Genomic DNA, 22,352 nt, shown 5'->3' on the forward strand with positions numbered 1-22,352 from the left:
TCATCAGCATTCGATGTAAGACCACCAGGGGGAAAGAGAACCTTCCATGGGCCTGGCGTCAATGATTTCCAGACAACCTGAAGTGGACAACACGATCAGCGATCCCACCTCGCGACCACCGCTTGTCATAGGCCAGCACGATTTTGCAACGGTGACAGAAACGGTCGCGCGGATTCCAGAGCGACCCAGGGCCACGCTTGCCTGGAAAGTCAGCTTTGCCGTGGCAGCTTCCCTGGCCGCGATGTTCATCGCCCTGACGGGTTACCTTTTTGTGACGGGCATTGGAATCTGGGGCAACAACAGCCCCGTGTTCTGGGGATTTCCCATCGTCAATTTCGTGTTCTGGGTGGGGATCGGTCACGCGGGCACGCTGATTTCGGCCATCTTATTTCTCTTCCGTCAACACTGGCGGACAAGTATCAACCGCTTCGCGGAAGCGATGACCGTGTTTGCCGTGGTCTGTGCCGGGATCTTTCCCGCGATCCACGTGGGGCGCGTGTGGTACGTTTACTGGCTGGCACCTTATCCCAACCCAATGGGCATGTGGCCAAACTTCAGAAGTCCCCTTTTGTGGGACGTGTTTGCCGTTAGCACATATATGACCGTTTCCGTCTTATTCTGGTACCTGGGGATGATCCCCGATCTGGCCACTCTCCGCGATCGAGCAACTCGCCCGCTGCCAAGGTTACTGTACGGCCTGTTTTCGCTGGGTTGGTCAGGGTCGGCGCGACACTGGCACCGATTTGAGAAGGCGTATCTCTTCTTGGCGGCTTTGGCGACGCCTCTTGTTCTCAGCGTGCACTCCGTCGTGAGCTTCGACTTTGCCGTCTCTGTAATCCCCGGCTGGCATACCACCATCTTTCCGCCTTACTTTGTGGCGGGGGCAATTTTCAGTGGCTTCGCGATGGTGGTCACTCTCATGGTGCCGGCACGAGAGTTTTTTGGACTTAAGGAACTCGTCACACTCCGTCATCTGGATAACATGAATAAATTTATTCTCGCGACCAGCTTCATGGTCGGTTATGCTTACCTCATTGAAGTCTTCATGGCATGGTACAGCGGGAATAAATACGAGCTCTTCACTTTTCTCAATCGGGCACTGGGCCCGTATGCCTGGGCATACTGGACGATGGTCATTTGCAACGTGGCGATTCCTCAACTCTTCTGGTCTAAAAAATGCCGGACTACACCCTGGATGATGTGGATCATCGCCATATTTGTGAATATTGGAATGTGGTTTGAACGCTTTGTCATCATCGTAACTTCGCTCAGTCGCGATTTTCTCCCGGGGAGCTGGGCTCTTTACAAACCCACGATCATTGACTTTCTCATGCTGATCGGCAGTTTCGGAATATTTTTTACTCTGTTTCTGCTCTTCTGCCGGTATCTGCCCATGGTGGCGATGGCCGAAGTGAAAACCGTGTTGCCCCAGGCCCATGTCCATCACCGTCATGCCGCGGAAGAGCACGCGCCTTCCGAACTGGAATATTCGCGATAAAAAAGTTCGGTCATAGTACGTGAACGCACCACGTTAGAGACGTTATGAACGACAATAGTCACAGCCCCACGAAACCGAATTCGCACCAGCCACACTATGTGGGCGTCGTGGCTCGGTTTGGCTCTCCTGCCGACCTGCTGGCAGCGGCACGGCAGATTTCAGCGGCCGGCTACCGTTACTGGGATTGCCATACTCCGTTCCCGATCCACGGCCTTGATCGGGCCATGAAAATCCGGCCCACAATTCTCCCCTGGCTGGTGGCGGGGGCGGGAGCGATGGGAGCACTCGGTGCCCTGGTCCTGCAATGGTGGGCCAACGGAGTTGCCTATCCCCTCAACATCAGTGGAAAACCATTTTTCAGTCTACCGGCTAACGTTCCTATCATCTTCGAACTGACAGTGCTGTTTGCCGCCCTCACCGCCTTTTTCGGCGCAATTGTGCTTAACGGATTGCCCCGCCTCCTCTATCCGGGGAGTACGGCAGCTTCATTCGCTCGGGTGACAACCGATGCATTTCTGGTCTCGATCGAGGCTAAAGACCCTCAGTTTCATCCGGAGCGAACGGCCGAATGGCTGCGAAATCTTGGCGCGGAAAGTGTGGAACTGTGCCCCGCCCCGGAAGGCGATACTACCATCCCGGTGGCCATCAAACGTGGATTGCTGGTGCTGGCCGTTCTGGCGCTCCTGCCGCCGCTGTTCATCGCTCTGGCACGACAGCACACCACGGAAACTCCCCAGGAAAAGCCCCGCATTCACATCATCAAAGACATGGACTTTCAGCCCAAATATCAGACGCAGGCCGTTAGCCCGCTGTTTGCCGACCGTCGGGCGATGCGTCCGCGAGTGCCGGGGACTGTCCCGTTCGATCCTCACTGGGAGCCCCCACCGGAGGGATTTCTCACGGGGAAAATCGGCAGCGACTATCTCACTGAATTTCCGATCCGGGTAACCGAGGAAGTCATGCGGCGCGGCCGCGAACGGTATGACATTTACTGCGCAACATGCCACGGCTGGACGGGTGAAGCGGGGCCGTACGACGGCATGACCTCCCGCCGGGCCCGTGCCCGCGGTGAAGCGACGTGGGTTCCGCCCGCCAGCCTCACCGGCCAGGCCGTCCGCGAACAACCCGTGGGCAAAATCTTCGAGACGATCACCCAGGGCGTGGTTCGCGAGGGTGTTTACAGCATGCCCCCCTACGCTGTCCAAATTCCGCCGGAGGATCGCTGGGCCATCGTGCTGTATGTCCGGGCACTCCAACGGGCTCGCGCGCCGTACCCGGAGGATTTTCAAGAAGCGGCGGCCACTGCATCCACGGCAGGTCGCGGCCTCATCCATGACGAACCCATGAACAGCAACCTCGCAAAAGATAGACGGCCGTAAGAATAACGAGCGAATAAAGCGAAGAGTATTTTACCTTTGACGATGTCGTAGATGGGATCGGTAATGCAAGCGACAGAATTGATGGATACCAATTCCACGGTTCAATCCGCGATGAACCCCTCAACGACGGGGGTGTCTCGGGCACCGCAGATCTGCATTATTGGCGGAGCCATCGCGATCGTTCTGGGCTTTGTGCTGTCCAGCAGTTCTCCGGCCGGGTGGTTGCAGGATTATCTTGTGCACTACACTTTCCTGGTAAGCATCACGCTTGGGGCACTGTTTTTCGTATTTCTTCAACATTTGACCCGTGCCGGCTGGAGCGTCACGGTCCGTCGTACCGCGGAACTGATGGCCGGGACCACTCCGATGCTAGTGGCCGTCGCTTTTTTACCTATCGCTGTCACTTTGTTTATCGATGGATTGAACCTTTATCCCTGGGCGGCTAGCGATTTCTTTCTCCACCATGCTGAATTACGCCATAAAACGATCTATTTGAATATTCCCTTCTTCTTATTGCGGGCAGCTTTTTGCCTGGCGGCATGGTGGTGGCTGGGGCGATTTTACATGACTCGGTCCCTGGCACAGGATACAGATGGGGATCCGCGCTGGACACTGGTTATGGAAAAATGGAGCCCCGCGGCTGCCCTTCTCTTCACAGTGACCGTGACCCTGGCTGCCTTCGACTGGGTGATGTCGCTTGCGCCCGCGTGGTACAGCACCATCTTTCCGGTGTATATCTTTTCCGGATGCGTTGTGGGGGGACTGGCGGGCCTGATCCTGATTCTTTTACTCGCTCAGGCTCTTGGGTTCCTATCTCACCGCGTTGTGACTGTTGAGCATTATCATGATCTGGGAAAACTTCTTTTTGGATTTGTCATTTTTTGGGGATATATAGCGTTTTCGCAATACATGCTCATTTGGTACGGAAATATTCCCGAGGAATCTCAGTTCTATTTGCCACGGCAACAGGGAATATGGTTGTATGTATCATTGGGTCTTGTTTTCGGTCATCTGCTCATTCCACTGGTGGGAATGATGCCCCGGGCGATCAAACGCAATCCCTGGACGCTGGGATTCTTCGCCGTATGGTTGCTGGTATTTCATTGGCTTGATCTGTACTGGTTGATCAAACCGAACTGGCATCCCACTGTCGGTCCCCTATCACTGATTGGTGGAATCCTTGGCGGTGTGGGCGTGTTCGGAATCGTGATCGCAATCGTTCTGAAAGGTTTGACACGCTATCCCCCCATTCCGGTGCGGGATCCGCGTCTGAACGAGGCGATCCACCATGAGGTGGTTTAAAATGAAGCGTTACAACATCAGTGATGGCAAAATCGCGTAACTTACAGATGGTGGCAAGTGATGAACAGCCAAACTGTCCCCGATACTGAAATTGAACTCCAGGTACAGGGCGAAAAGGACGTTAATGCGACCCTGATTGGTCTTATTGGATTTGTGGGAGCACTGATCGTTTTTGCAATTATTATTCTGCTCCAGGTGATTTATTACGCCTGGGTGAGCCGGATTGAAACGCGAAACCGGCAGGTGCTTCCAGAAGAGATTGTCACAGTCAAGACCGAGCAGCAACTCCGTCTGGCGGCAGCGGCATCCCAAGCCGGGAAGGAAGCGGGCGTCCTCCCCATCGATCAGGCCATGCGGCTGGTACTTCGCGACCTTCAGGCAGGGCGGCCAGCGGCCGAAATTGGGGGCAGAATGCAGCCGCCCGCTCCAGCCCCTGAACCCAACGAAAAAACTGGCCAAACCACGCAGGAGGTTAAATCGCCAGAAAAACCGACCAGCAAGATAAAAAATTGAAATTTGCCCGACATTTGTTGGAGAGATCGTGATCTAAGGCATACAATTCCAAAAGAGTCGAGCGGGTGGTAATGTCGAATCCCGCGTGTTGAATGAGTGCCCTTAACACACCAGCGTGGCAATAAACCTCTCTTCGGGAGGAAGTGAACATGTTGCGAAGCCGAGGCTTCACGATATTCCTGGTCTGCGGGCTGATCCTGCTGGGCTCAAGAGTGAACGCCCAGTTGTCCCAGACTGCGCCCAACGAACTGGAGGGCGTTGGCGTAGACGAGAAACTCGGTAGCACGCTCCCGCTGGATCTGGAGTTCACAACCTCCGAGGGGCAGCCCGTCCGTTTGAAGGATCTGTTCGACGGAAAAACACCCGTGCTGCTGACTCTCAATTATTCGAATTGCCCCAAGCTGTGCCATCTTCAGCTCAACGGCCTTTTCGAAGGGCTGGAATCTCTCGATTGGACACTCGGCGGCAAATTCCGCATGATCACGGTGAGCATCAATCCCGAGGAGACGACGGAGCGGGCAGCCGCGACCAAGCGGCACTACCTGACTGCTTACCAGCGCCCGGAAGCGGACCGCGGATGGTTCTTTTTGACGGGCAAAGAAGAGAATATCAAGCGTTTGGCTAACAGCGTGGGCTTCTATTATCGCTACGATCAGGCAACCAAACAATTTATTCATCCGGCAGTGACCATTGTATGCACGCCGGAAGGCAAAATCTCCCGTTACCTTTACGGGGTAGAATATCCTGCTCAAAATATTCGCCTGGCCCTTTTAGAAGCGAGCGAAGGTAAAATCGGCACGACCACCGACCGTATCCTCATGTTCTGCTTTCATTATGACCCCGCCCGGGGAACCTACACCCTGGCAGCCTACCGCCTGATGCAGTTAGGAGGTGTTCTCACGGTCTGTGTCCTGGGGACGGTTTTGGCGGTGTGGTGGTGGCGGGAACGAACACAGCGCAATCCAGGCAATAGTGCCCCCGAAACACATGGAGTCAATGTAACTTCACAGGCTGACGATTCTTGGGCCGAACAATAAAAACTTTCAGAGCAATTTCCTATCATGAGTGTTCGGTTCGGTTGTCCTGGTCAGATTGAACGAGTATGGATCCCTCACAAATAACCAATCATTTGACAGGCAACTCAATCGCGGGAGTTCTACCGCTGGTACAAAGCGGAAGCTTCTGGCTACCACCCGCCGGGTCCACAACGGCATCGGCCGTGGACTGGCTGTTCTATTTTTTGTTCTATGTGGCTGCGTTTTTCTTTCTGTTGATTGTCACCTTGATGACGCTTTTTGTCCTTAAATATCGTGCGCGTCCTGACCGGGATGCGCCCGAACCCTCCCCCAGCCACAATACCTGGCTCGAGCTGACCTGGTCTGTTATTCCCACAATGATCATCATATTCATTTTCGCGGTTGGGTTTGCTGGATACATGGAGATGCGGACACCGCCAGCGAATGCCTATGAAATCCGCGTGACGGGCCAGAAATGGAAGTGGTTTTTTACCTATCCAACAGGATATGTTGATGAGAATCTCCACGTGCCTGTGGATCGTCCCATCCGCCTTGTGATGACCAGTCGCGATGTCATCCACAGTCTCTATATTCCGGCCTTTCGACTCAAGATGGACCTCGTGCCCGGGCGATACACATCCACCTGGTTTCAAGCGATCCAGCCCGGCGAGTACGATCTTTTATGCGCCGAGTACTGTGGAGACAATCATTCTTCGATGCTTGCCAAGGTTATCGTGCATCGGCCCGGTGAGTTTGAAAAATGGCTGGAAGAGGCCTCTAACTTCATGAAAAACCTCTCACCGGTGGAGGCTGGGCAGATCCTCTATCAGCGTCAGGGTTGTGCCCAGTGTCATTCGATCGACGGCTCCGCAAAGGTGGGACCTACCTTTCTGGGACTTTTCGAAAGCCAGGTCAAGCTCGCGGATGGCACTACCGTAACGGCCGACGAGAACTATCTGCGCGAGTCCATCCTGGTGCCGGATGCCAAAGTTGTGGCAGGATTTCGACCGCAGATGCCCCCGTACCAGGGGCTCCTCGATGAGGACAAAATTGCTGCCCTTATTGAGTTTATTAAATCGCTAAAATCGGAACAGTCGGCTGGAGGACATAACTGATGGTTACCGAAGTTACGGAACCCAGGCCGGTGGCCCGCTCGACGCCGCCCGACTATCTTCACGACGGGCGTGGGATCTGGTCGTGGCTTTTCACCCTCGATCATAAGCGGATCGGGGTCATGTATCTTGTGGGCATTTTGACCTCGTTACTTCTGGGGGGAGTTTTCGCACTCCTCATTCGCACTCACCTGGCCATCCCGGCACTGGTTCACCAGCCTGGTCAAGCAACGTCTACCGCCGGGAGTGCCGCCGTGGTTGTGGGGCCGAGTCAGCCGGTTCCGGCCAATACTTCCACCGGGCAGGATGCCGCGGCCCAAATGGTGGCTGAATCCGAAGCGGCTACTGCTGCCAGCACCGTCCAGCCGACACCCCCGCGCTATCTTCTAACGCCAAAGGAATACAATCGCGCGTTTACTCTTCATGGCGCGATTATGATATTCCTGGTCATTATCCCGGGGATTCCTGCCGCCCTGGGTAACTTCGTGTTGCCGCTCATGCTGGGAGCCAAAGACGTGGCGTTTCCGCGTCTCAACTTGATGAGTTTTCATTTATGGCTAATTGGTCTCGTGTTTTTCCTGGTCGTGCTGTTCACGGGAGGACTGGACACGGGATGGACTTTTTATACTCCCTATAGCACGACTACCGATACCCGCGTCACAACGGCAGTGGTAGGCGCGTTTATTCTGGGATTCAGCTCTATATTTACCGGGATTAACTTTATCGCCACCGTTCATTTCCTGCGTCCGCGGGGCATGAGCTGGTTCCGGATGCCGCTCTTTGTCTGGTCCCTCTACGCCACGGCAATTATTCAGGTCCTCGCCACACCGGTGCTGGGCATCACGCTGCTGCTGATTGCTTTAGAGAAGAATCTCGGGCTGGGTATTTTTGACCCCAAGCTGGGTGGGGACCCGGTGCTCTTCCAGCACTTTTTCTGGTTTTACTCTCACCCGGCGGTCTATATCATGATTTTGCCCGGAATGGGCATTATCAGTGAACTGATTTCCACCTTCAGCCGCAAGCATATATTCGGATATCGCTTCATTGCCTTTTCCAGCGTGGCCATCGCCATCCTCGGTTTTCTCGTCTGGGGACATCACATGTTTACCAGCGGGCAATCGCGGCTGGCCAGCATGATCTTCAGTGCGCTTACTTTCAGCGTGTCCATTCCTTCCGCGATTAAAGTCTTCAATTGGTTGGCGACCATGTATAAAGGGCGGATCTCGCTGCAAACACCGATGTGCTATGCCCTTGCGTTCATTCTTCTGTTCGGTATTGGTGGCCTGACAGGTCTGTTCCTTGGCGCCCTGGCCACCGATGTCCACCTCCACGACACCTACTTCGTGGTGGCACACTTTCACTATGTGATGTTTGGCGGGACGCTTGTCGCCTTCCTCGGTGGCCTTCACTACTGGTGGCCGAAGATGACGGGCAAAATGTACAACGATACCCTCGGCCGTTTGGGAGCGCTTTTGATATTCCTCGGTCTCAATCTGACATTCTTCCCGCAATTTGTCTTGGGTAGCCGAGGGATGCCGCGTCGGTACTTCGATTATTCCAGTTTGCTTGATCGGCATCCCGAATTTGCGGGTCTCAATCTGATGTCTACCGCGGGGGCATATCTGACGGCCATTGGGCTGATCGTGGCGGCCGTCTGTCTGCTGGGTTCTTTATGGTGGGGTAGGAAGGCACCGCCCAATCCTTGGGGGTCGGCTTCCCTGGAGTGGCGATGCCCTTCCCCTCCCCCCAAAGAGAATTTCCTCAGTCCTCCCGTCATAACGCCGGCTTTCGATCCGTACGACCTCGATCAGGTGGTGTACGATCCGGAAACACAGGGTTACTGGGTGCGCCAGACCGCAATCACGTGAGGCGAAAAGAGGATGCGCACTGCAATATGACTTTCATGGTTGCGAGTATTGAGAATTCCGGTTTTTCTAAACGTTAGTTCTCCGTTTTTGCGGCGATGACGATGGCAACACACTCCGTTGAAGTTCCGGAACAACATCACCCAACTGGGGAACACGATCACCATGCAGGTGAGCATCCTGCATACCTGGCCCATCATTTCGACTCCATGGCCCAACAGTTTGCGGCCGGCAAACTGGGGATGTGGATCTTCCTGGTGACGGAAATCCTCTTTTTTGGCGGACTCTTTTGCGCGTACGCCGTCTATCGCGCGAATCATCCGGAAGTTTTTGTCTACGCCCACCACTTTCTGGACAAAAACCTCGGCGCGCTGAACACCGCGATCCTCATTTTTAGCAGTTTCACAATGGCCTGGGCGGTGCGAGCCGCGCAACTGGGACAGCAACAAACATTGCGGCTGTGCTTGATAACGACGCTCCTCTGCGCGGGCGCGTTTCTCGGGGTGAAATATGTCGAGTATCGCCAGAAATGGGAGCACGGCCTCCTCTGGGCAGGCTGGTACCATCCCCACGTCACCAATGCTGAGCACCACGGGGATGCTGCTCCGAAACCCTCCTCACCGGCGACCGCGCCAACTGCTGTCCAAGCCACAACATCAGGACAAACACCCGAGCCCACCACGGCGGCAACGGCGGGTGAACACTCCGAATACCCCGGTGAGCCGCGTCTGGCCGGTGTCTTCTTCAGCATTTATTTCTGCATGACAGGCCTTCACGCCCTGCACGTCGTCGGAGGCATGATCGCCATCACGTGGCTTCTCATCCGCGCCTTTCAGGGGGTGTTTGGTCCGGAATACTACGGGCCGGTGGACTACGTCGGCCTTTACTGGCACCTTGTTGACATGATCTGGATTTATCTGTTTCCGCTCCTGTATTTGATTCACTGAGAACGGGGAGGAACCTCCGCTCAGGGAAACAACTGCTGAACTGAGAGGCTTTGCAAAAGGAATGAGTATGACGTCACAGCAGGTAAACCAGGCACATCATGCGGGAGGACACGTGGTGCCAGGACATGTCCTGGTGGCCGTCTTTATTGCGCTCCTCGTACTCACGGCCCTGACGGTAGCCGCCACATGGGTCGACCTGGGACCGGGAAATCTTTTTGTAGCAATTGGAATAGCAACGGTTAAAGCTGCCCTGGTTGCTCTATTCTTCATGCATTTGCGGTACGATCACCCATTCTATGGGCTCGTGTTCACGTTGGCGATACTTTTCCTGGCACTTTTCCTGGGATTAACGCTGGTGGATGTCCGACAAACATTTCCTGAAGTGCAGGCCGCACTGGAAAACCCGGTGTGATCTTGGCAGACACCGCGTCAAGGACATTCGGCGGCCGACTTCTCCGCCAACGTTCTTTGTTTGAATGAGCCCCCACCTTAGGGCACGCTCGGTCGGGGCGTCTGATACGCGGCAAGTCAATGGTCGACCACAAATTTTCTGGATTATTTAAACCGACCCCGGTTATAATGAATGTGCGGTGGAAGGTGTCCGGTTTGTAGACGACCGGGATCGCGCAGCTTGTCTTTCTGGGACTCGTCAAAAAAACGGGAGGGTGCCATGGTGGACATTCGAGAACCGCGGATTCGGGCGGCGGCTGAGCGGGAAATGGCCAAGTGGTCTGCGGCCCAGCAGATTGCGGAACGGGTGATCCGCTTCGACGAAGCACACGCGAGTCAAAAGCAACTCGGTCCGTTCATTACCATTTCTCGGCAGGCAGGTTGTGGGGCGGAAGAAATCGCCCAGCGAGTCGGCGAGAAACTTCATTGGGACGTTATCGACAAAAACGTGCTCGACACCATTGCTCAGAGGTTTTGCCTGGAACGAAGCCAGTTGGAATCGATTGACGAGTCCCCGAGCAACTGGGTGCGGGACACGCTGGGACAGTGGCTGGATCCGCACGTCATTTCCAGCGATAAGTTCCTCGCCTGCCTCGAACGCGTGGTTTGGGCGGCTGCCCGAAAAGGACAGGTCATCTTTGTGGGCAGGGGGATCCGGTTCGTCTTGCCGGATAACGCCGGACTGGCTGTGCGGATTGTGGCCTCGGAAAAGTATCGCGTGGCGAGAATTCAGAGAGAGAAGGGGCTCAGCGAGGCCGAAGCCCGCCGTTTCGTGCAGGAACTGGAAGCGGCTCGGCAACGATTCGTCCAGCAGTTCTTCCATAAGGATGTGAGCGATCCTCAATGGTACGACCTCGTCCTCAATGTGGAGCGCTGGGGCGTGGAGACCACGGCGGATCTGATCGTGGCAGCTTGGAAGGCTCGGGAGGCTTCCCTCTTGGCAAAACAACTGAGTTAGCCGGCTGGGGGCGATTGGGGACATGCGGCAAAGAAAATTGCGGTCGGCACGCGGCAAGCCATAACCACGCGACCGAACTCTGCCTCTTGCAAGTTGCAAAAATCGCGTTATGATAGGGTCCAACTGGTGGGGGTGCCCGGTAAATCGTTACAGGCCGTTGGAAGGAAGGTTTTTAGCCGAGGTTCCCCATCCAGGAAGCTGGAGAAGCGAGCAGCGGCAATGACACAATCCGACAACGTTAAATTGGGGGAATTCCGTCACATCGACGTGTATGAAGTGGACGATGTGACGGTTGTTCATTTCAAGGAAAGCCGAATTACCGACGACCTGGGGATCCAGGAACTGGGGCAGGAACTGTTCTCGCTGGTAGATCAGGGCAATCGGACGAAGCTTTTGCTTAATTTCGCCAACGTGCAATTTCTTTCCAGTGGCGCTTTGGGAAAACTGAGGGCTTTAGAGAACCGGGTATCCAAACGGGGTGGCGTTGTCAAACTCTGCTCAATTAACCCCAATATTTACGAAGTCTTCAAAATTACCCGGTTTGACACGATCTTCCAGATTTTCAAGACCGAAGCTGACGCCCTGGCCAGCTTCTGAGGTCTCTTTCGTCTGATCATCTTCCTGGCCATCTTGTCCCCTGGCCGGTTCAAAAATTGATCTTGGCCAATTTCTGGGAAATTGTTAAAAAGGCAATTGTTCACGGACAAGGATGTCCCCTTGCATGTCTGTCTTGTCAGGATGACTCAGCGGATCATCCGGCGACCAGTTGAGCCGCCGGACGCTCGGTTTTGCCGCGTATTGCAGTGATCGTTTTCGAAGGGCAGGCAAGCTGCTGCGGCACGCTGGCAGGCTGAAAATTTGAGAAGGTGAATTTGCTGTAAGAGCGTTCCGCCCTGCGCCTCCAGAAAGCCTCCAGAAATTCAATTTATGGCAGGTGGCGTGGAGTGTTACGCCTGTTCTGCGTGCCAGAAGGCAACCTGTGCTGAGATTCATTTCCAGAACCGAAAACCCAAAATTACCGTAACTACACCACGAAAACTTGACAACCACCACACCAGGCTCGTCGTAGCAAACGGAGTGGAGACGCCCAGTACGATGTGACATCGTTCTGTGGACGCCAAACAAGGAAAGGAGGACGTCATGTTAGTGCTGACCCGCCGAGAAAACGAACGGATTGTGCTTCCCACCGTGCACACGTCTATTCAGGTGGTGCGGATTTCGGGATCGACTGTGCGATTGGGAATTGATGCGCCGCCAGAGGTGCCAGTATTGCGGGAAGAATTGTTGGAGACGTTCCAACAAGAGACTGCGATGTCCCAACGGGCTTCCACGCAGGCTTCCCTTCAACGAAACACCCCGCCGCAACAGCGCGATTCCTCAGCCAATGAACTACCGATTAAGACCCACCAGGCGTACGAGAAGATCTTGGATTGCCTCGTCGTAGCTCTGGAGTATGCGGATGTCCAATTAACCCAGGGCAACCTTGAGCTCGCCCGTCAAACGATTCAGAAGGCTCTGGTGCACCTTCACGAAACTCGGCAGCAGGTGGGTGCAGTCGGGCAGGCGGATTGTTCCATGCAAGCCGCTCAAACGCACCAGGAGCGCGTCGCACTGGTCGTTCAAAACGTCAAGAAGAGCCAGCGCCCCATCGCGGCGGTCCTGGAGCGGGCGGGATTCAAGGTTAAGATCGTGCCCAATGGGTGTCAGGCCCTGGATTATCTGGCCAAGCATGCCCGTCCCGATCTGATTATCTTCGACTTTGATCAGCCGGTGCCTTCCCGAAAAACGCCGTGTGACACCGCGCGGACGTTGCGTGAAATCCGAGACAATCCAGATTTGAGGGGCGTCAAAGTGATCGCGCTTGGATCACGCAGCCCCGCTGAATTGCAGGTGACCATCGGTCCGCACGGTGTGGATCAATGGATCCAGACGGCTCATCAGGCGGAAACGTTCATCCGCGAACTCAATTTGTAAGGTAGGCTCAGAAGAACGCAATTTCCCGTGGCTGAGCGCTCTGACTTTTCCGTGGACACGACGTGGCTGACCCGGGATGGTATCCGGCTGGTAGGACGTCTCTGGGAACCACGCAACTTCTTACCTCGCGCCCGCATTTTCGGGCTGCACGGAATTCTTGAACACTGCGGCAGGTATGAGTGGTTTGCCAGCCAGTTAACGGCTCGCGGCTACAGTCTGGAAATGATCGATCTGCGGGGACACGGACGCTCGGAAGGTCCGCGGGTCAGCGTCCGCGATTTTGATCAGTATCTTGAGGACCTGGACGACGTCAACCAGCAACTCCGCGAGGTCGGCCGGGCACCGGATTTTCTCTTTGGACACAGCATGGGGGCCGGGCTAGTGATCCTCTGGTGTGCCACCCGACGCCCACCCGTTAGAGGCGCTATTCTCAGTGCTCCGCCTGTGACAATAGCAGTCCGCATCCCGCGATGGCTGATCGGGCTGGGACGATTTCTTGTGAGAGTCTTTCCGGAAATTCGCCTCGTTCAGTTAAAAACGGCGCGGCGTTTCGGTCAGCATGCCGTGTCGCGGGATCCAGCGGTGCTTAAAGCCCTTCGCGAGGATCCTCTCGTTTATCGTGGGCGTTTCCCGCTGCGAACCGGCCTGGGGCTCATCGACCTCCAGGAAAAACTCCAGCAGGTCGCCATCAATTTTGAGACGCCTTTTATTTTGCTCCAGGGCACAGGCGATAAACTTTCTTCCGCGAGTGGTGCTCAACTCTTCTACGAACGCGCAGCCGCTGCCGACAAGACGTTACGGCTATATGATGGGCTCTATCACGAAGTCCTCAGTGAACCGGAGAAAGACCTGGTCATCGCGGAGGTGCTCCGTTGGCTGGATGCCCACTCGACCGAACCGTCGCCGGCGCGCGACCAGCCGCCCTGACAGTCGCGGCGACCGCCCCCACCGTCCACAATCAGGCAGATGGACTGCGTCGCTCTGCGGGGAGTCTCCAGGGAGTTGCCTATCAAGTGTTCGCCTTTGGCCGGCAGCACGGTGTGCTCGCTTCGTCGTGCACAAGAGTCATCTCCCTTCAGAGTGCCTCGGGAAAAAAGCGCTCGTTACGGCCCGTCATGAAAGTTGAATTATTTTGTCTCGCTGGCAACGTCAGGCCCGAAGAACGCCCCGGCCTGGCTGTTCTCTGTGAGATTTCGGCACACTGCCTCACTGCACAAACAGCCATCTGTGCCATCCCGGATGACATGAGAAACGTCGTTTTCTGGATCTTGCGTGGCAATTCGCGGGGACGTCGCCACAGCGTGTCGAAAAGTCGGAATTGTGGGAGAGGTCTCAAAGCCGTGTAGACCGGAGGAACATAGAGCGGCGGCACGGGCATCACTAGCGCACCACCTTCCAGATGGGACGGAATAAGAGACCCTTGAATGGCATCATTAGCTTTGAATGGGCAGCACGCTGCGGGAGTCAGAACCGGGGCATGTCTTGCGAAAGCAGGATAACTGGGAAAGAATGGCAAAAGCGTACACCGAGTTGTAACAACGTCTTGCGCAGTTTCTCTGTGTTGTGAATTTGCTCAATTCCTTCAACGAGAGTATCTCCCCTGAGTTGGTTTGTGGGTCCTGTAAATGCGTCGGCTGAGGAGCTGACGCCCATTTGTGGTCCGTATGTGGTTCCAAGTTGGAGGTTGCTGCGATGAAACGTCTGGTTGCCTTGTTCGTGGCTCTGGGATTGTTGGTGGCTGTGGTCGGCTGCCCAAAACCGGCCACCCAAACCGAAAAAGGAAAGACGCCCGCTGCCGGTACGACTCAAAAGGCAGCCCCGGGCGAAACTCAACCCGCCGGTGAGGAGAAGCCTGCTGAGCCGCAGGGAGCAGCCGAGCAGAAAGGGCCGGAACTCCCTGCTCCATCAGCGCCCGGGGAAGTGACGATGCCGCCTGCTCCTGAACAGCCTGCTGCCCAACCGGCTGAGCAGAAACCGGCCGAACAGCCCGCGGCCCAACCCGCTGAACAGAAGCCGGCTGAACAACCGGCAGCTCAGCCTGCCGAGCAGAAGCCCGCGGAGCAACCCGCTCCTGCCGAACAGAAGCCTGCAGAACAAAAACCAGCCGAACAGCCGGCACCTGCCGAACAGAAGCCGGCGGAACAGCCTGCCCAGCAGTGAGCCAGGGTTTGGCAGCTTTGGCAACCGTGCCCATTTGATTCGACAGGTCTCCTGTCCAAGTAATTTTGAGACTCAGCGCGAGTCCCTCGTGGGACTCGCGTTCTTTTTTGGTTTGCGTTCCTTACCTTGGGCAAGTCGCAGGTTCTTTCAATGAAAGCGGCAAGTTGGTGGCCTGCGTAAGTCGGCCAACGGTTTCCGCGATATAATGGCATCATGAGGTGTGATTAAAGACTCGACACCAGATAACCCAAGTGCGCCGATAAAGATTCTTCGATTTATGCCAACACTTCGTACCATCACGCTCGGATGCAAGGTCAATCAGTACGAGACGGAATACCTCCGCCAGGGTTTCCTGCGCCTGGGATATCGGGACGCCGGGCAGGATGAACCTGTGGATCTGGTCATCTTTAATACTTGCACGGTCACGCATCAGGCGGACGCGGAGTGCCGAAAGATTCTCCGCAGGCTCGCCCGGGAGCATCCTGAAGCCGAGGTGATTGTAATGGGCTGCTTCGCGGCAAAAGCGGCGGACGAAATTGCGTCGATGCCCGGCGTCTCGGAGGTGCTGACCGACAAACGCCAGATGCGGGAGTGTCTCGCCCGGCGAGGGCTCGTCGATGTGCCCACGGGGATTGCCTTTTTTGCTCGGCGGCATCGTGCCTACGTGAAGGTTCAGGACGGTTGCGTTTTGCCCTGCACGTACTGCATTATTCCCCAGGTGCGGCCGGGATTGTGGAGCCGCCCCGTGGAAGACATCCTCCTGGAAGTGCGGCAACTGGTGGACAACGGTTATCGGGAAGTGGTACTCACAGGGGTTCACCTGGGGCTGTTTGGCCGTGGACCGGGCGACGACCGAACAATGGATCTGGCGGAACTCGTTTCCCGGCTTCTCAACGTAGATCGTCGTTTTCGTATCCGCCTTTCAAGCCTGGAAGTCAATGAAGTCAGCGATCGCCTGCTGGAATTGATGGCAGAAAATCCCGAACGGATCTGTTCCCACCTTCATATCCCTTTGCAGAGTGGGTCGCCAAAAATTCTAAAGCGGATGCGGCGTCGGGCAGACGTGGAATACTACTTGCGGCGGTGTGAACGCGTTAAGCAACTCCTTCGCGACCCGGCCATCACGACGGATATCATGGTTGGCTTTCCCGGAGAGACGGATGCCGATTTTGAGGAAACCTGTCGGGTTGTAGAATCGGTCGGATTTGCAAAGATTCACATTTTCCGATTCAGTCCAAGAGAGGGGACTCCCGCCGCCGAGTATCCCGATCAGGTTCCCGAACACGTCAAAAAGGAAAGATCATCGTACCTGGAGCAACTCGCGCAGCAAGTCAGACGGCGCTACATCGGTGAACTCATCGGAGGGAGTCTTCAGGTTCTTTGGGAAGATCTCGTGACCGATCCGGAAGGCCGCCCGAAGTGCCTGCTGGGCATGTCCGACCGATACATCCCTGTCCGATCGCATGCCAGTATGGGCGAATTGGGAGAGTTGGGTCAGGTGGATGTGGACGGATTTGATGGCGAATTTCTTACAGCTCGCGGGCAGGATGCCTCGTTGGACCTGACACTCTTGAATGCAACGGCCGACCGCCTATAGACCCGCCATTTTGGGGAGCGGTGTTGAAATAATTCGGCCAAGACGCCATCATAAGGGGAGTGATGATCCATCCTGGTTTGTGAAGCCCCCGGCATAAATGGTGGTCTATCGCGTAAGCAAAAGGTGAATTTAACTCCACATGCGGGTTCCGGAGCAGGTTTCCCCGTCGAGCCCGTGAGGAATTCCCGCCCAAAAACGTTGCGGAAGGTCCGTGAGCGTCGATCGCTTCACACGGTTTTTCCGCCAGAGAGAAGTTCCCTCCTGAGACGAGGATACGGCAATGGCTGTGCGAAAGTCGAGCAGCATTGGAGATCAATCCGTGCGGGACGAACCGACGGCGACGGCAGTAGAAACGTCCCCGGCATCCACGCCCCGACGCAAACGCATTCTGCTTGTCGATGACGATCCGGAGATCGTCGAATCGATGCGGGTGGCCCTCGAGGCGATGGGCTATGAGGTCCTCATTGCGCGGGACGGAAACCAAGGGCTGGCCCTGGCAGATACTGAAAATCCGGACCTTGTCATTCTCGACATGATGATGCCCAAGCGAAGTGGTTTCCTGGTTCTGGAGCGACTTCGTCAGACACGCAAGGTCCCCGTCCGGGTCATTATGATCACCGCCAACGAGGGAAGTCGGCACAAGGCGTACGCTGAAATGCTGGGCGTGGACGATTACATTCGCAAGCCATTTGCCATGGATCGGCTGCTGGACAGCGTTCGGCGGTTGCTGGAAAGCTGAGCCGGAGAGTCGTGGAAGGATGGACGCAGACTCTCGGGTTGTGGGGCCAACCACTTGCCAGCGCTAGCCGAGATGATGCTAAATAAACTGCTGTTGCTAATCACACCTCAGAGGCGAATTCCCCGGGCGGCTGCCAGTTGAATGATCGCTCTTTTGAAGTATTGAAACTTGTATTTTGGTTTTCTCTTCGCCCAGAGATAGGCTGATTGAAGGAGTTCGGGAGGCAGGCGTCCGGCTTTAACCAGCTCCACGACGTAGGCAATAAAGCCTTCCTCTTCCGGTGACGCCGTGTGGAGAGACGCTTTGAGCACCTCGGGATTGAGCCATTCGGGAGTGTCGGCCCAGCAGGTTCGCTGGAACAACCACCCACCTAAAAAAGCAGTGCCCACCGTCTTTAGAGCTGTGCGGCGATCCATGATTTGCACCCTGGATAGGATTCTGGCTGTAACTCCGCGCGTCAACCAACTTCAGCGTTTTTCCACGTGATGGATACTACCGCCAGTGCGGCCGCTGCGACAAGGCCAAAATTCTCTGTTTAAGCTCGCTTCTTGCGATGAGTCGAAAAACTTTGGGTAACCAACCGGGAGATCATGCTGAATCAGTTTCCGTGGGCACGACACGCGTGCTCCGCCGAAGGATTGCTCGTCGAAAGCCGCGTGTCAGGTCACATTTTCCAAATATTTTTGGAAAACGCATTTTAACGACCGGGCTCCGACCGCTTGGTTCAGTTGCCGGATAAGCGGTAGGGGCAATTCATGAATTGCCCCTGCAACACATTGCCTTCTCAGCGATCCTCGCAAAAAACGGGATAAGATAGGAAGATCATCTGGCACTTCCATTGCTTGCGATTCCATAATGGCAGGAAATCTGCTGCACATGGGCAATGGCCTCCTTTACGCTTACGAAGGAAAGTAAAAACTCTCCTGCCTTTCGAAAAAAGGGATTGACAATGAACAGGCGTGCCGACGTTGGAGCAGCAATGCGAACTCGACCGCCATCAATACCCCGGCAATCAACCGCCCAGCCAGAAAAGATTGTCGCCGTCGTTTTGGTCATTGTTTTCAGCACATGGTGGATATGCGTCAGCAGTGGTTGTCGGAAGCCGGTCATCACTCCCGAAGCGAAGCCCTGGTCGGCCGCCGAAACGGATCCATTGGAAACGGCTTCCGACCTGGAACAATGGCCCATGTTTCGCGGTCCATTTGCCCAGGGAATCGGGGTGAACGCCCATCCGCCGATCCAATTCTCGCTGCAACACAACCTCAAGTGGAAAGTCCCGGTTCCCGGCAAAGGCAACAGCTCACCGGTGGTGTGGGGTGATTTCGTGTTTGTCACTTCGGCCGTCGGGAACGATCGGGAACCAGTCGGAGTCGTTCTTGCCTTTCGTCGCTCCGACGGCCAATTACTGTGGCGGCGGGAGGTGGGCCGACTGCAGGGCAAAACCCATCCCAAGAATGGTTACGCGTCACCCAGTGTAGCCACCGATGGAGAGCGAGTCGTCGCGTTCTTCGGTTCCGCAGGTTTGATCTGTTGTGACTTCGAGGGTAATTTCCTGTGGCAAAAACCGCTGGGTCCGCAAGAGCATATCTATGGGGTGGCCGCCAGCCCAATTATTGTGGGAGACACCGTGATCCAACTGTGTGACCGGGACGAGCATTCCTTCCTGATCGCTGTTGACAAGCGCACCGGGAAAGAAGTGTGGAGAACCCCTCGGGATTCCACCGGCTGCTGGACGACGCCCGTGCTCGTGCCCCTGGAGAAGAACCTCTCCTACCTGGTGGTAAACGGCGGTGAGGTGGGCAACGTCGGCCAACTGACGATTTACGACTCCCGCACGGGCCGTAAGCTATGGTCCTACGACGGGTTAGAAACCCTCGTCACCCCGGTTGCCCTGTTCCGCAACCAAACACTTTTCAGTCTGAGCGGTCGCAACGGGCCGATCCTGGCCTTTCATCTCGAAGGACAAGAGAGATCAGTGCGGGCCGAACTCCTTTGGCGGTTGCCACGTGGTGGCCCGTACATCCCCTCCGGCATTGTCTATCGCAATCGTCTGTATGTGCTATCCGATCTGAAGTGGCTGACCTGTTACAATCCGGGGAACGGTGAGGTTGTCTGGCGAGCTTCGCTGGAAGGGACGTTCACGGCTTCGCTTGTGGCGGCCGATGGCCGATTGTATGCCGTCAACGAACGGGGCGTGGTCTTTGTTGTCGCGGCAGGAGATGAATTCCGACTGCTTGCCCGCAATGACATCGGCGGCCAGTGCCTGGCCACGCCCGCGGTGGTCGATCGTGATTTCGTTCTGAGAACGGCTGAGGCGCTCTACTGCTTCAGTGAGCCTGGGGGCTCGGAAAATGTCAAACAGGGAAACTCCAAGCCTGCTGCCAGTCGCTCTCAAGATGCCGAAAGGCATAAGGACTCTCCGACTGTGCCATCCGGAACCACGCTCCACAACAGCGTGGCCGAACCGACATCCGCGGAGACGGCGGTGGATATCGTCTCCGGATCTGATTGGCCAGTGTTTCGAGGCACGCTCACGGCCACTGGCCTGGCACTGGGTCGATTCGACCGGCCGCCTCGGCAGGCGTGGGTCTTCACCGCCGAGAACGATTCATTCACAGCCACGCCGGTGGTGGCCGAAAACACCGTCTTCCTGGGTGGCAATGAAGGCAATTTTTACGCCGTGGACTTGCAAACAGGACAAAAGCGCTGGGCGTGGAAGGCACCTGCCGGAATCGTTGCGCCCGCTTGTTATTGGAATGGCCATGTGTACGTAGGAGATGTTAATGGTGGCTTTCACTGTCTCCGCGCGGAAACCGGCGATCCCGTGTGGCAACTTGAAGTGGCCGGAGAAATTGACGGGGGGCCCAGCTTCGCCACGCTGCCCTCGGGCAAACAGGTTGTGGTGTTTGGATCGCAGGACACATTCCTCTATTGCGTTGATGCACAAAGTGGGGACATCTTGTGGAAAGGCGGTGGCCACGATCAGATTCGCTGCACACCTCCCATCGTGGAGGGACGCACATTCATCGCTGGATGCGATGGAAAACTGCATGTCTTGGAAATCCACGATGGCAAGGAAATCGCCGCGATCGACCTGGAAGGGCCGACTGGCTCGACACCCGCGGTGGTGGGCCCGCTGGCCTATGTAGGCACGGAAAATGGTGTCTTTTTTGGTATCGACTGGAAGCAGGCAAAAGTCGTGTGGCGTTACGACAATGAGAACGATGGCGGAGCCTTTCGGGCGTCCGCGGCGGTGAGTGAGCGCTACGTTGTGGTGGGCAGTCGAGACAAAGCCGTCCACTGTTTTGACCGCATTACCGGCCGACATTTGTGGCGATTTCCTACGCGGCGCTATGTGGATGCGTCGCCGGTCATTGTGCGGGCAACACAGGATGCGGATCCTGACAATGATTTGGTCCTGGCAGCCTCGTTGGATGGTCATCTTTATGCCATTCGTATCAGGGACGGACAGTCGCCGTGGTCGCTCACCGTGGGCGGCGCCATCTCGGCATCCCCGGTTGTCGTGCAAAACGCTCTGCTGGTGGCCACCGAAGACGGAGACCTTTTGTGTTATCGCGCCGCCATCGAGCCGTAATATGAGTTAAGATGGGCAAAAATCATTGTGCGCGGAGATGAGTATGATTTTGCCGAAGTCCTCCGAGCTCAACGATCCCGAGTTTGACCGGAAGTTAGAGGAGCTGAAAGCCCGTCTGCCCCGGCCGGTCATCTGGCTTGTTGGAAAGGCCCAGGCGGGGAAGACGTCGATCGTCCATGCCCTCACGGGCGACCCTCGTGCGGAAATCGGAAAAGGATTTGAGCCCTGCACGAAATCATCTTGGCGTTATCCGTTCCCGAGCCATGAGTCGCCTCTTCTGGAGTTCCTGGACACGCGCGGTCTTGGCGACGCCGATTACGATCCCACGGAGGATCTGCAATGGCACGAGCAAGACGCACACCTCGTGATGGCCGTCATGCGGGCGGACGATTCCGGGCGAGAGGCTGTTTGCAACGTGATTCGTGAGGTGATGCGGCGGCATCCCGATTGGCCGGTGATCGTGGTGCAGACATGCCTTCACAGGCTCTATCCCCCGCAGGAGCGGCGTCACATTCTCCCGTATCCATTTGATCGTGAGCCCTTCCCGCCGGAAGTGCCGCAAGACCTTGCCCGTGCCCTCACTGAGCAACGTTCGTGGTTCCCGAGGGACAAGGTCCGCTTTGTAGCCATTGATTTTACGCTGCCCGAAGATGGATACACCCCGCAGTTTTATGGCTTGGAGCAACTCTGGCAGGCCATCGAGGATGCCTTTCCGGTGAGTATCCGGGCGATGATCGCGGCCACCCAAGAGCTGCGTCGTCACGCGGGAGCCCTCCATTCGCAAAAGGCACAGGAAGTGATCCTCCATTACGCCCTTCTTGCTGCGGGTGCGGGAGCGGTCCCCATTCCGGCGATTGACCTGCCTTTGATTTTGGGTATTCAATTTCTCATGGCCCAGCGGCTTGCAGCCATTTACAATCAGCCTCTCACCTGGGAACGTTTCTGGGATATGGTGGCAACCCTGGGGTGGGGATTCGTTACTCGTTGGGGTGTGCGGTACGTGACTCGCGAGTTGCTCAAGTTCTTGCCCTGGGTCGGTATGCCGGCCGCAGCGGCCTTCAATGGCGTCTCAACCTATGCACTGGGACAAACCCTGGCATGGTATTTTGCGGAAATCAAGAAGGGGGCAGTGCCGACGGTCGACGACATTAAACACATTTATCAAAATGAATTGAAGTTCGCCCGCGAACATGCGACAGGCCTTTTTCAATCGGTGAAAAGTACCTGAAAGACAAAATGAGAATCTG

Annotated in this window: 19 protein-coding genes; 18 read left to right on the top strand and 1 reads right to left on the bottom strand. The window is 56.0% G+C overall.

Annotated elements, in window-relative coordinates; genetic code table 11:
• Window positions 1-46 precede the first annotated feature (46 nt).
• The 16 genes from nrfD to THTE_RS11395 all read left to right on the top strand — a co-directional run bounded on the left by nrfD (window position 47) and on the right by THTE_RS11395 (window position 17,510).
• Window positions 47-1,498, top strand: coding sequence for an NrfD/PsrC family molybdoenzyme membrane anchor subunit (gene nrfD / locus THTE_RS11310; protein ID WP_237260126.1), 1,452 nt, complete (start codon window positions 47-49; stop codon window positions 1,496-1,498).
• Window positions 1,499-1,542: 44 nt separating this feature from the next.
• Window positions 1,543-2,877, top strand: coding sequence for a quinol:electron acceptor oxidoreductase subunit ActD (locus THTE_RS11315; protein WP_095415540.1), 1,335 nt, complete (start codon window positions 1,543-1,545; stop codon window positions 2,875-2,877).
• Between the two features lie 51 nt (window positions 2,878-2,928).
• The gene (locus THTE_RS11320) at window positions 2,929-4,179 is read left to right on the top strand and encodes a quinol:cytochrome C oxidoreductase (RefSeq protein WP_157732036.1); all 1,251 of its coding nucleotides are present in this window, start codon (window positions 2,929-2,931) and stop codon (window positions 4,177-4,179) included.
• Window positions 4,180-4,239: 60 nt separating this feature from the next.
• On the top strand, window positions 4,240-4,692 hold the full coding sequence (locus tag THTE_RS11325; RefSeq protein WP_095415542.1) for a hypothetical protein: 453 nt from the start codon (window positions 4,240-4,242) through the stop codon (window positions 4,690-4,692).
• A gap of 149 nt (window positions 4,693-4,841) precedes the next feature.
• The gene (locus tag THTE_RS11330) at window positions 4,842-5,729 is read left to right on the top strand and encodes an SCO family protein (RefSeq protein ID WP_095415543.1); all 888 of its coding nucleotides are present in this window, start codon (window positions 4,842-4,844) and stop codon (window positions 5,727-5,729) included.
• Window positions 5,730-5,794: 65 nt separating this feature from the next.
• Window positions 5,795-6,823: a cytochrome c oxidase subunit II gene (gene coxB, locus THTE_RS11335; RefSeq protein WP_095415544.1), complete on the top strand. Its 1,029-nt coding sequence runs from the start codon at window positions 5,795-5,797 to the stop codon at window positions 6,821-6,823.
• On the top strand, window positions 6,823-8,688 hold the full coding sequence (locus THTE_RS11340) for a cytochrome c oxidase subunit I (protein ID WP_157732037.1): 1,866 nt from the start codon (window positions 6,823-6,825) through the stop codon (window positions 8,686-8,688). Before coxB ends, THTE_RS11340 begins: the two co-directional genes overlap by 1 nt.
• A 101-nt stretch (window positions 8,689-8,789) precedes the next feature.
• Window positions 8,790-9,632 carry a cytochrome c oxidase subunit 3 family protein gene (locus tag THTE_RS11345; RefSeq protein WP_095415545.1) on the top strand — a complete coding sequence of 281 codons (843 nt, stop codon included), beginning with the start codon at window positions 8,790-8,792 and terminating at the stop codon, window positions 9,630-9,632.
• A 67-nt stretch (window positions 9,633-9,699) separates the two neighbouring features.
• Entirely contained in the window at window positions 9,700-10,044 is a 345-nt protein-coding gene (locus tag THTE_RS11350; protein WP_095415546.1) for a cytochrome C oxidase subunit IV family protein, read from the top strand.
• 258 nt (window positions 10,045-10,302) lie between these two features.
• On the top strand, window positions 10,303-11,040 hold the full coding sequence (locus tag THTE_RS11355; RefSeq protein ID WP_157732038.1) for a cytidylate kinase-like family protein: 738 nt from the start codon (window positions 10,303-10,305) through the stop codon (window positions 11,038-11,040).
• A gap of 219 nt (window positions 11,041-11,259) precedes the next feature.
• On the top strand, window positions 11,260-11,637 hold the full coding sequence (locus tag THTE_RS11360) for an STAS domain-containing protein (RefSeq protein WP_095415548.1): 378 nt from the start codon (window positions 11,260-11,262) through the stop codon (window positions 11,635-11,637).
• A gap of 543 nt (window positions 11,638-12,180) precedes the next feature.
• Window positions 12,181-13,014, top strand: a complete 834-nt coding sequence (locus THTE_RS11370; protein ID WP_095415550.1) for a carbon storage regulator — start codon at window positions 12,181-12,183, stop codon at window positions 13,012-13,014.
• A gap of 27 nt (window positions 13,015-13,041) precedes the next feature.
• On the top strand, window positions 13,042-13,941 hold the full coding sequence (locus THTE_RS11375; RefSeq protein ID WP_095415551.1) for an alpha/beta hydrolase: 900 nt from the start codon (window positions 13,042-13,044) through the stop codon (window positions 13,939-13,941).
• Window positions 13,942-14,706: 765 nt separating this feature from the next.
• Complete coding sequence (locus tag THTE_RS18280; RefSeq protein ID WP_207651700.1) at window positions 14,707-15,174, top strand: hypothetical protein; 468 nt, start codon at window positions 14,707-14,709, stop codon at window positions 15,172-15,174.
• 277 nt (window positions 15,175-15,451) lie between these two features.
• Window positions 15,452-16,771 carry a tRNA (N(6)-L-threonylcarbamoyladenosine(37)-C(2))-methylthiotransferase MtaB gene (gene mtaB, locus THTE_RS11390; RefSeq protein ID WP_095415553.1) on the top strand — a complete coding sequence of 440 codons (1,320 nt, stop codon included), beginning with the start codon at window positions 15,452-15,454 and terminating at the stop codon, window positions 16,769-16,771.
• A gap of 280 nt (window positions 16,772-17,051) precedes the next feature.
• Complete coding sequence (locus tag THTE_RS11395; protein ID WP_095415554.1) at window positions 17,052-17,510, top strand: response regulator transcription factor; 459 nt, start codon at window positions 17,052-17,054, stop codon at window positions 17,508-17,510.
• 107 nt (window positions 17,511-17,617) lie between these two features.
• Here the strand turns inward: THTE_RS11395 and THTE_RS11400 are convergent, their stop codons facing one another.
• Complete coding sequence (locus THTE_RS11400; RefSeq protein ID WP_095415555.1) at window positions 17,618-17,926, bottom strand: hypothetical protein; 309 nt, start codon at window positions 17,924-17,926, stop codon at window positions 17,618-17,620.
• A gap of 563 nt (window positions 17,927-18,489) precedes the next feature.
• On the opposite strand from THTE_RS11400, the gene THTE_RS11410 reads away from it, so the two are divergent.
• Together THTE_RS11410 and THTE_RS11415 are read left to right on the top strand one after the other, a co-directional pair.
• Window positions 18,490-21,105, top strand: coding sequence for an outer membrane protein assembly factor BamB family protein (locus tag THTE_RS11410; protein ID WP_168175841.1), 2,616 nt, complete (start codon window positions 18,490-18,492; stop codon window positions 21,103-21,105).
• A 43-nt stretch (window positions 21,106-21,148) separates the two neighbouring features.
• Window positions 21,149-22,333 carry a DUF697 domain-containing protein gene (locus THTE_RS11415; RefSeq protein WP_168175842.1) on the top strand — a complete coding sequence of 395 codons (1,185 nt, stop codon included), beginning with the start codon at window positions 21,149-21,151 and terminating at the stop codon, window positions 22,331-22,333.
• Window positions 22,334-22,352: the final 19 nt, after the last annotated feature.

This window comes from Thermogutta terrifontis (assembly GCF_002277955.1).
GTDB classification, from domain to species: Bacteria; Planctomycetota; Planctomycetia; order Pirellulales; family Thermoguttaceae; genus Thermogutta; species Thermogutta terrifontis.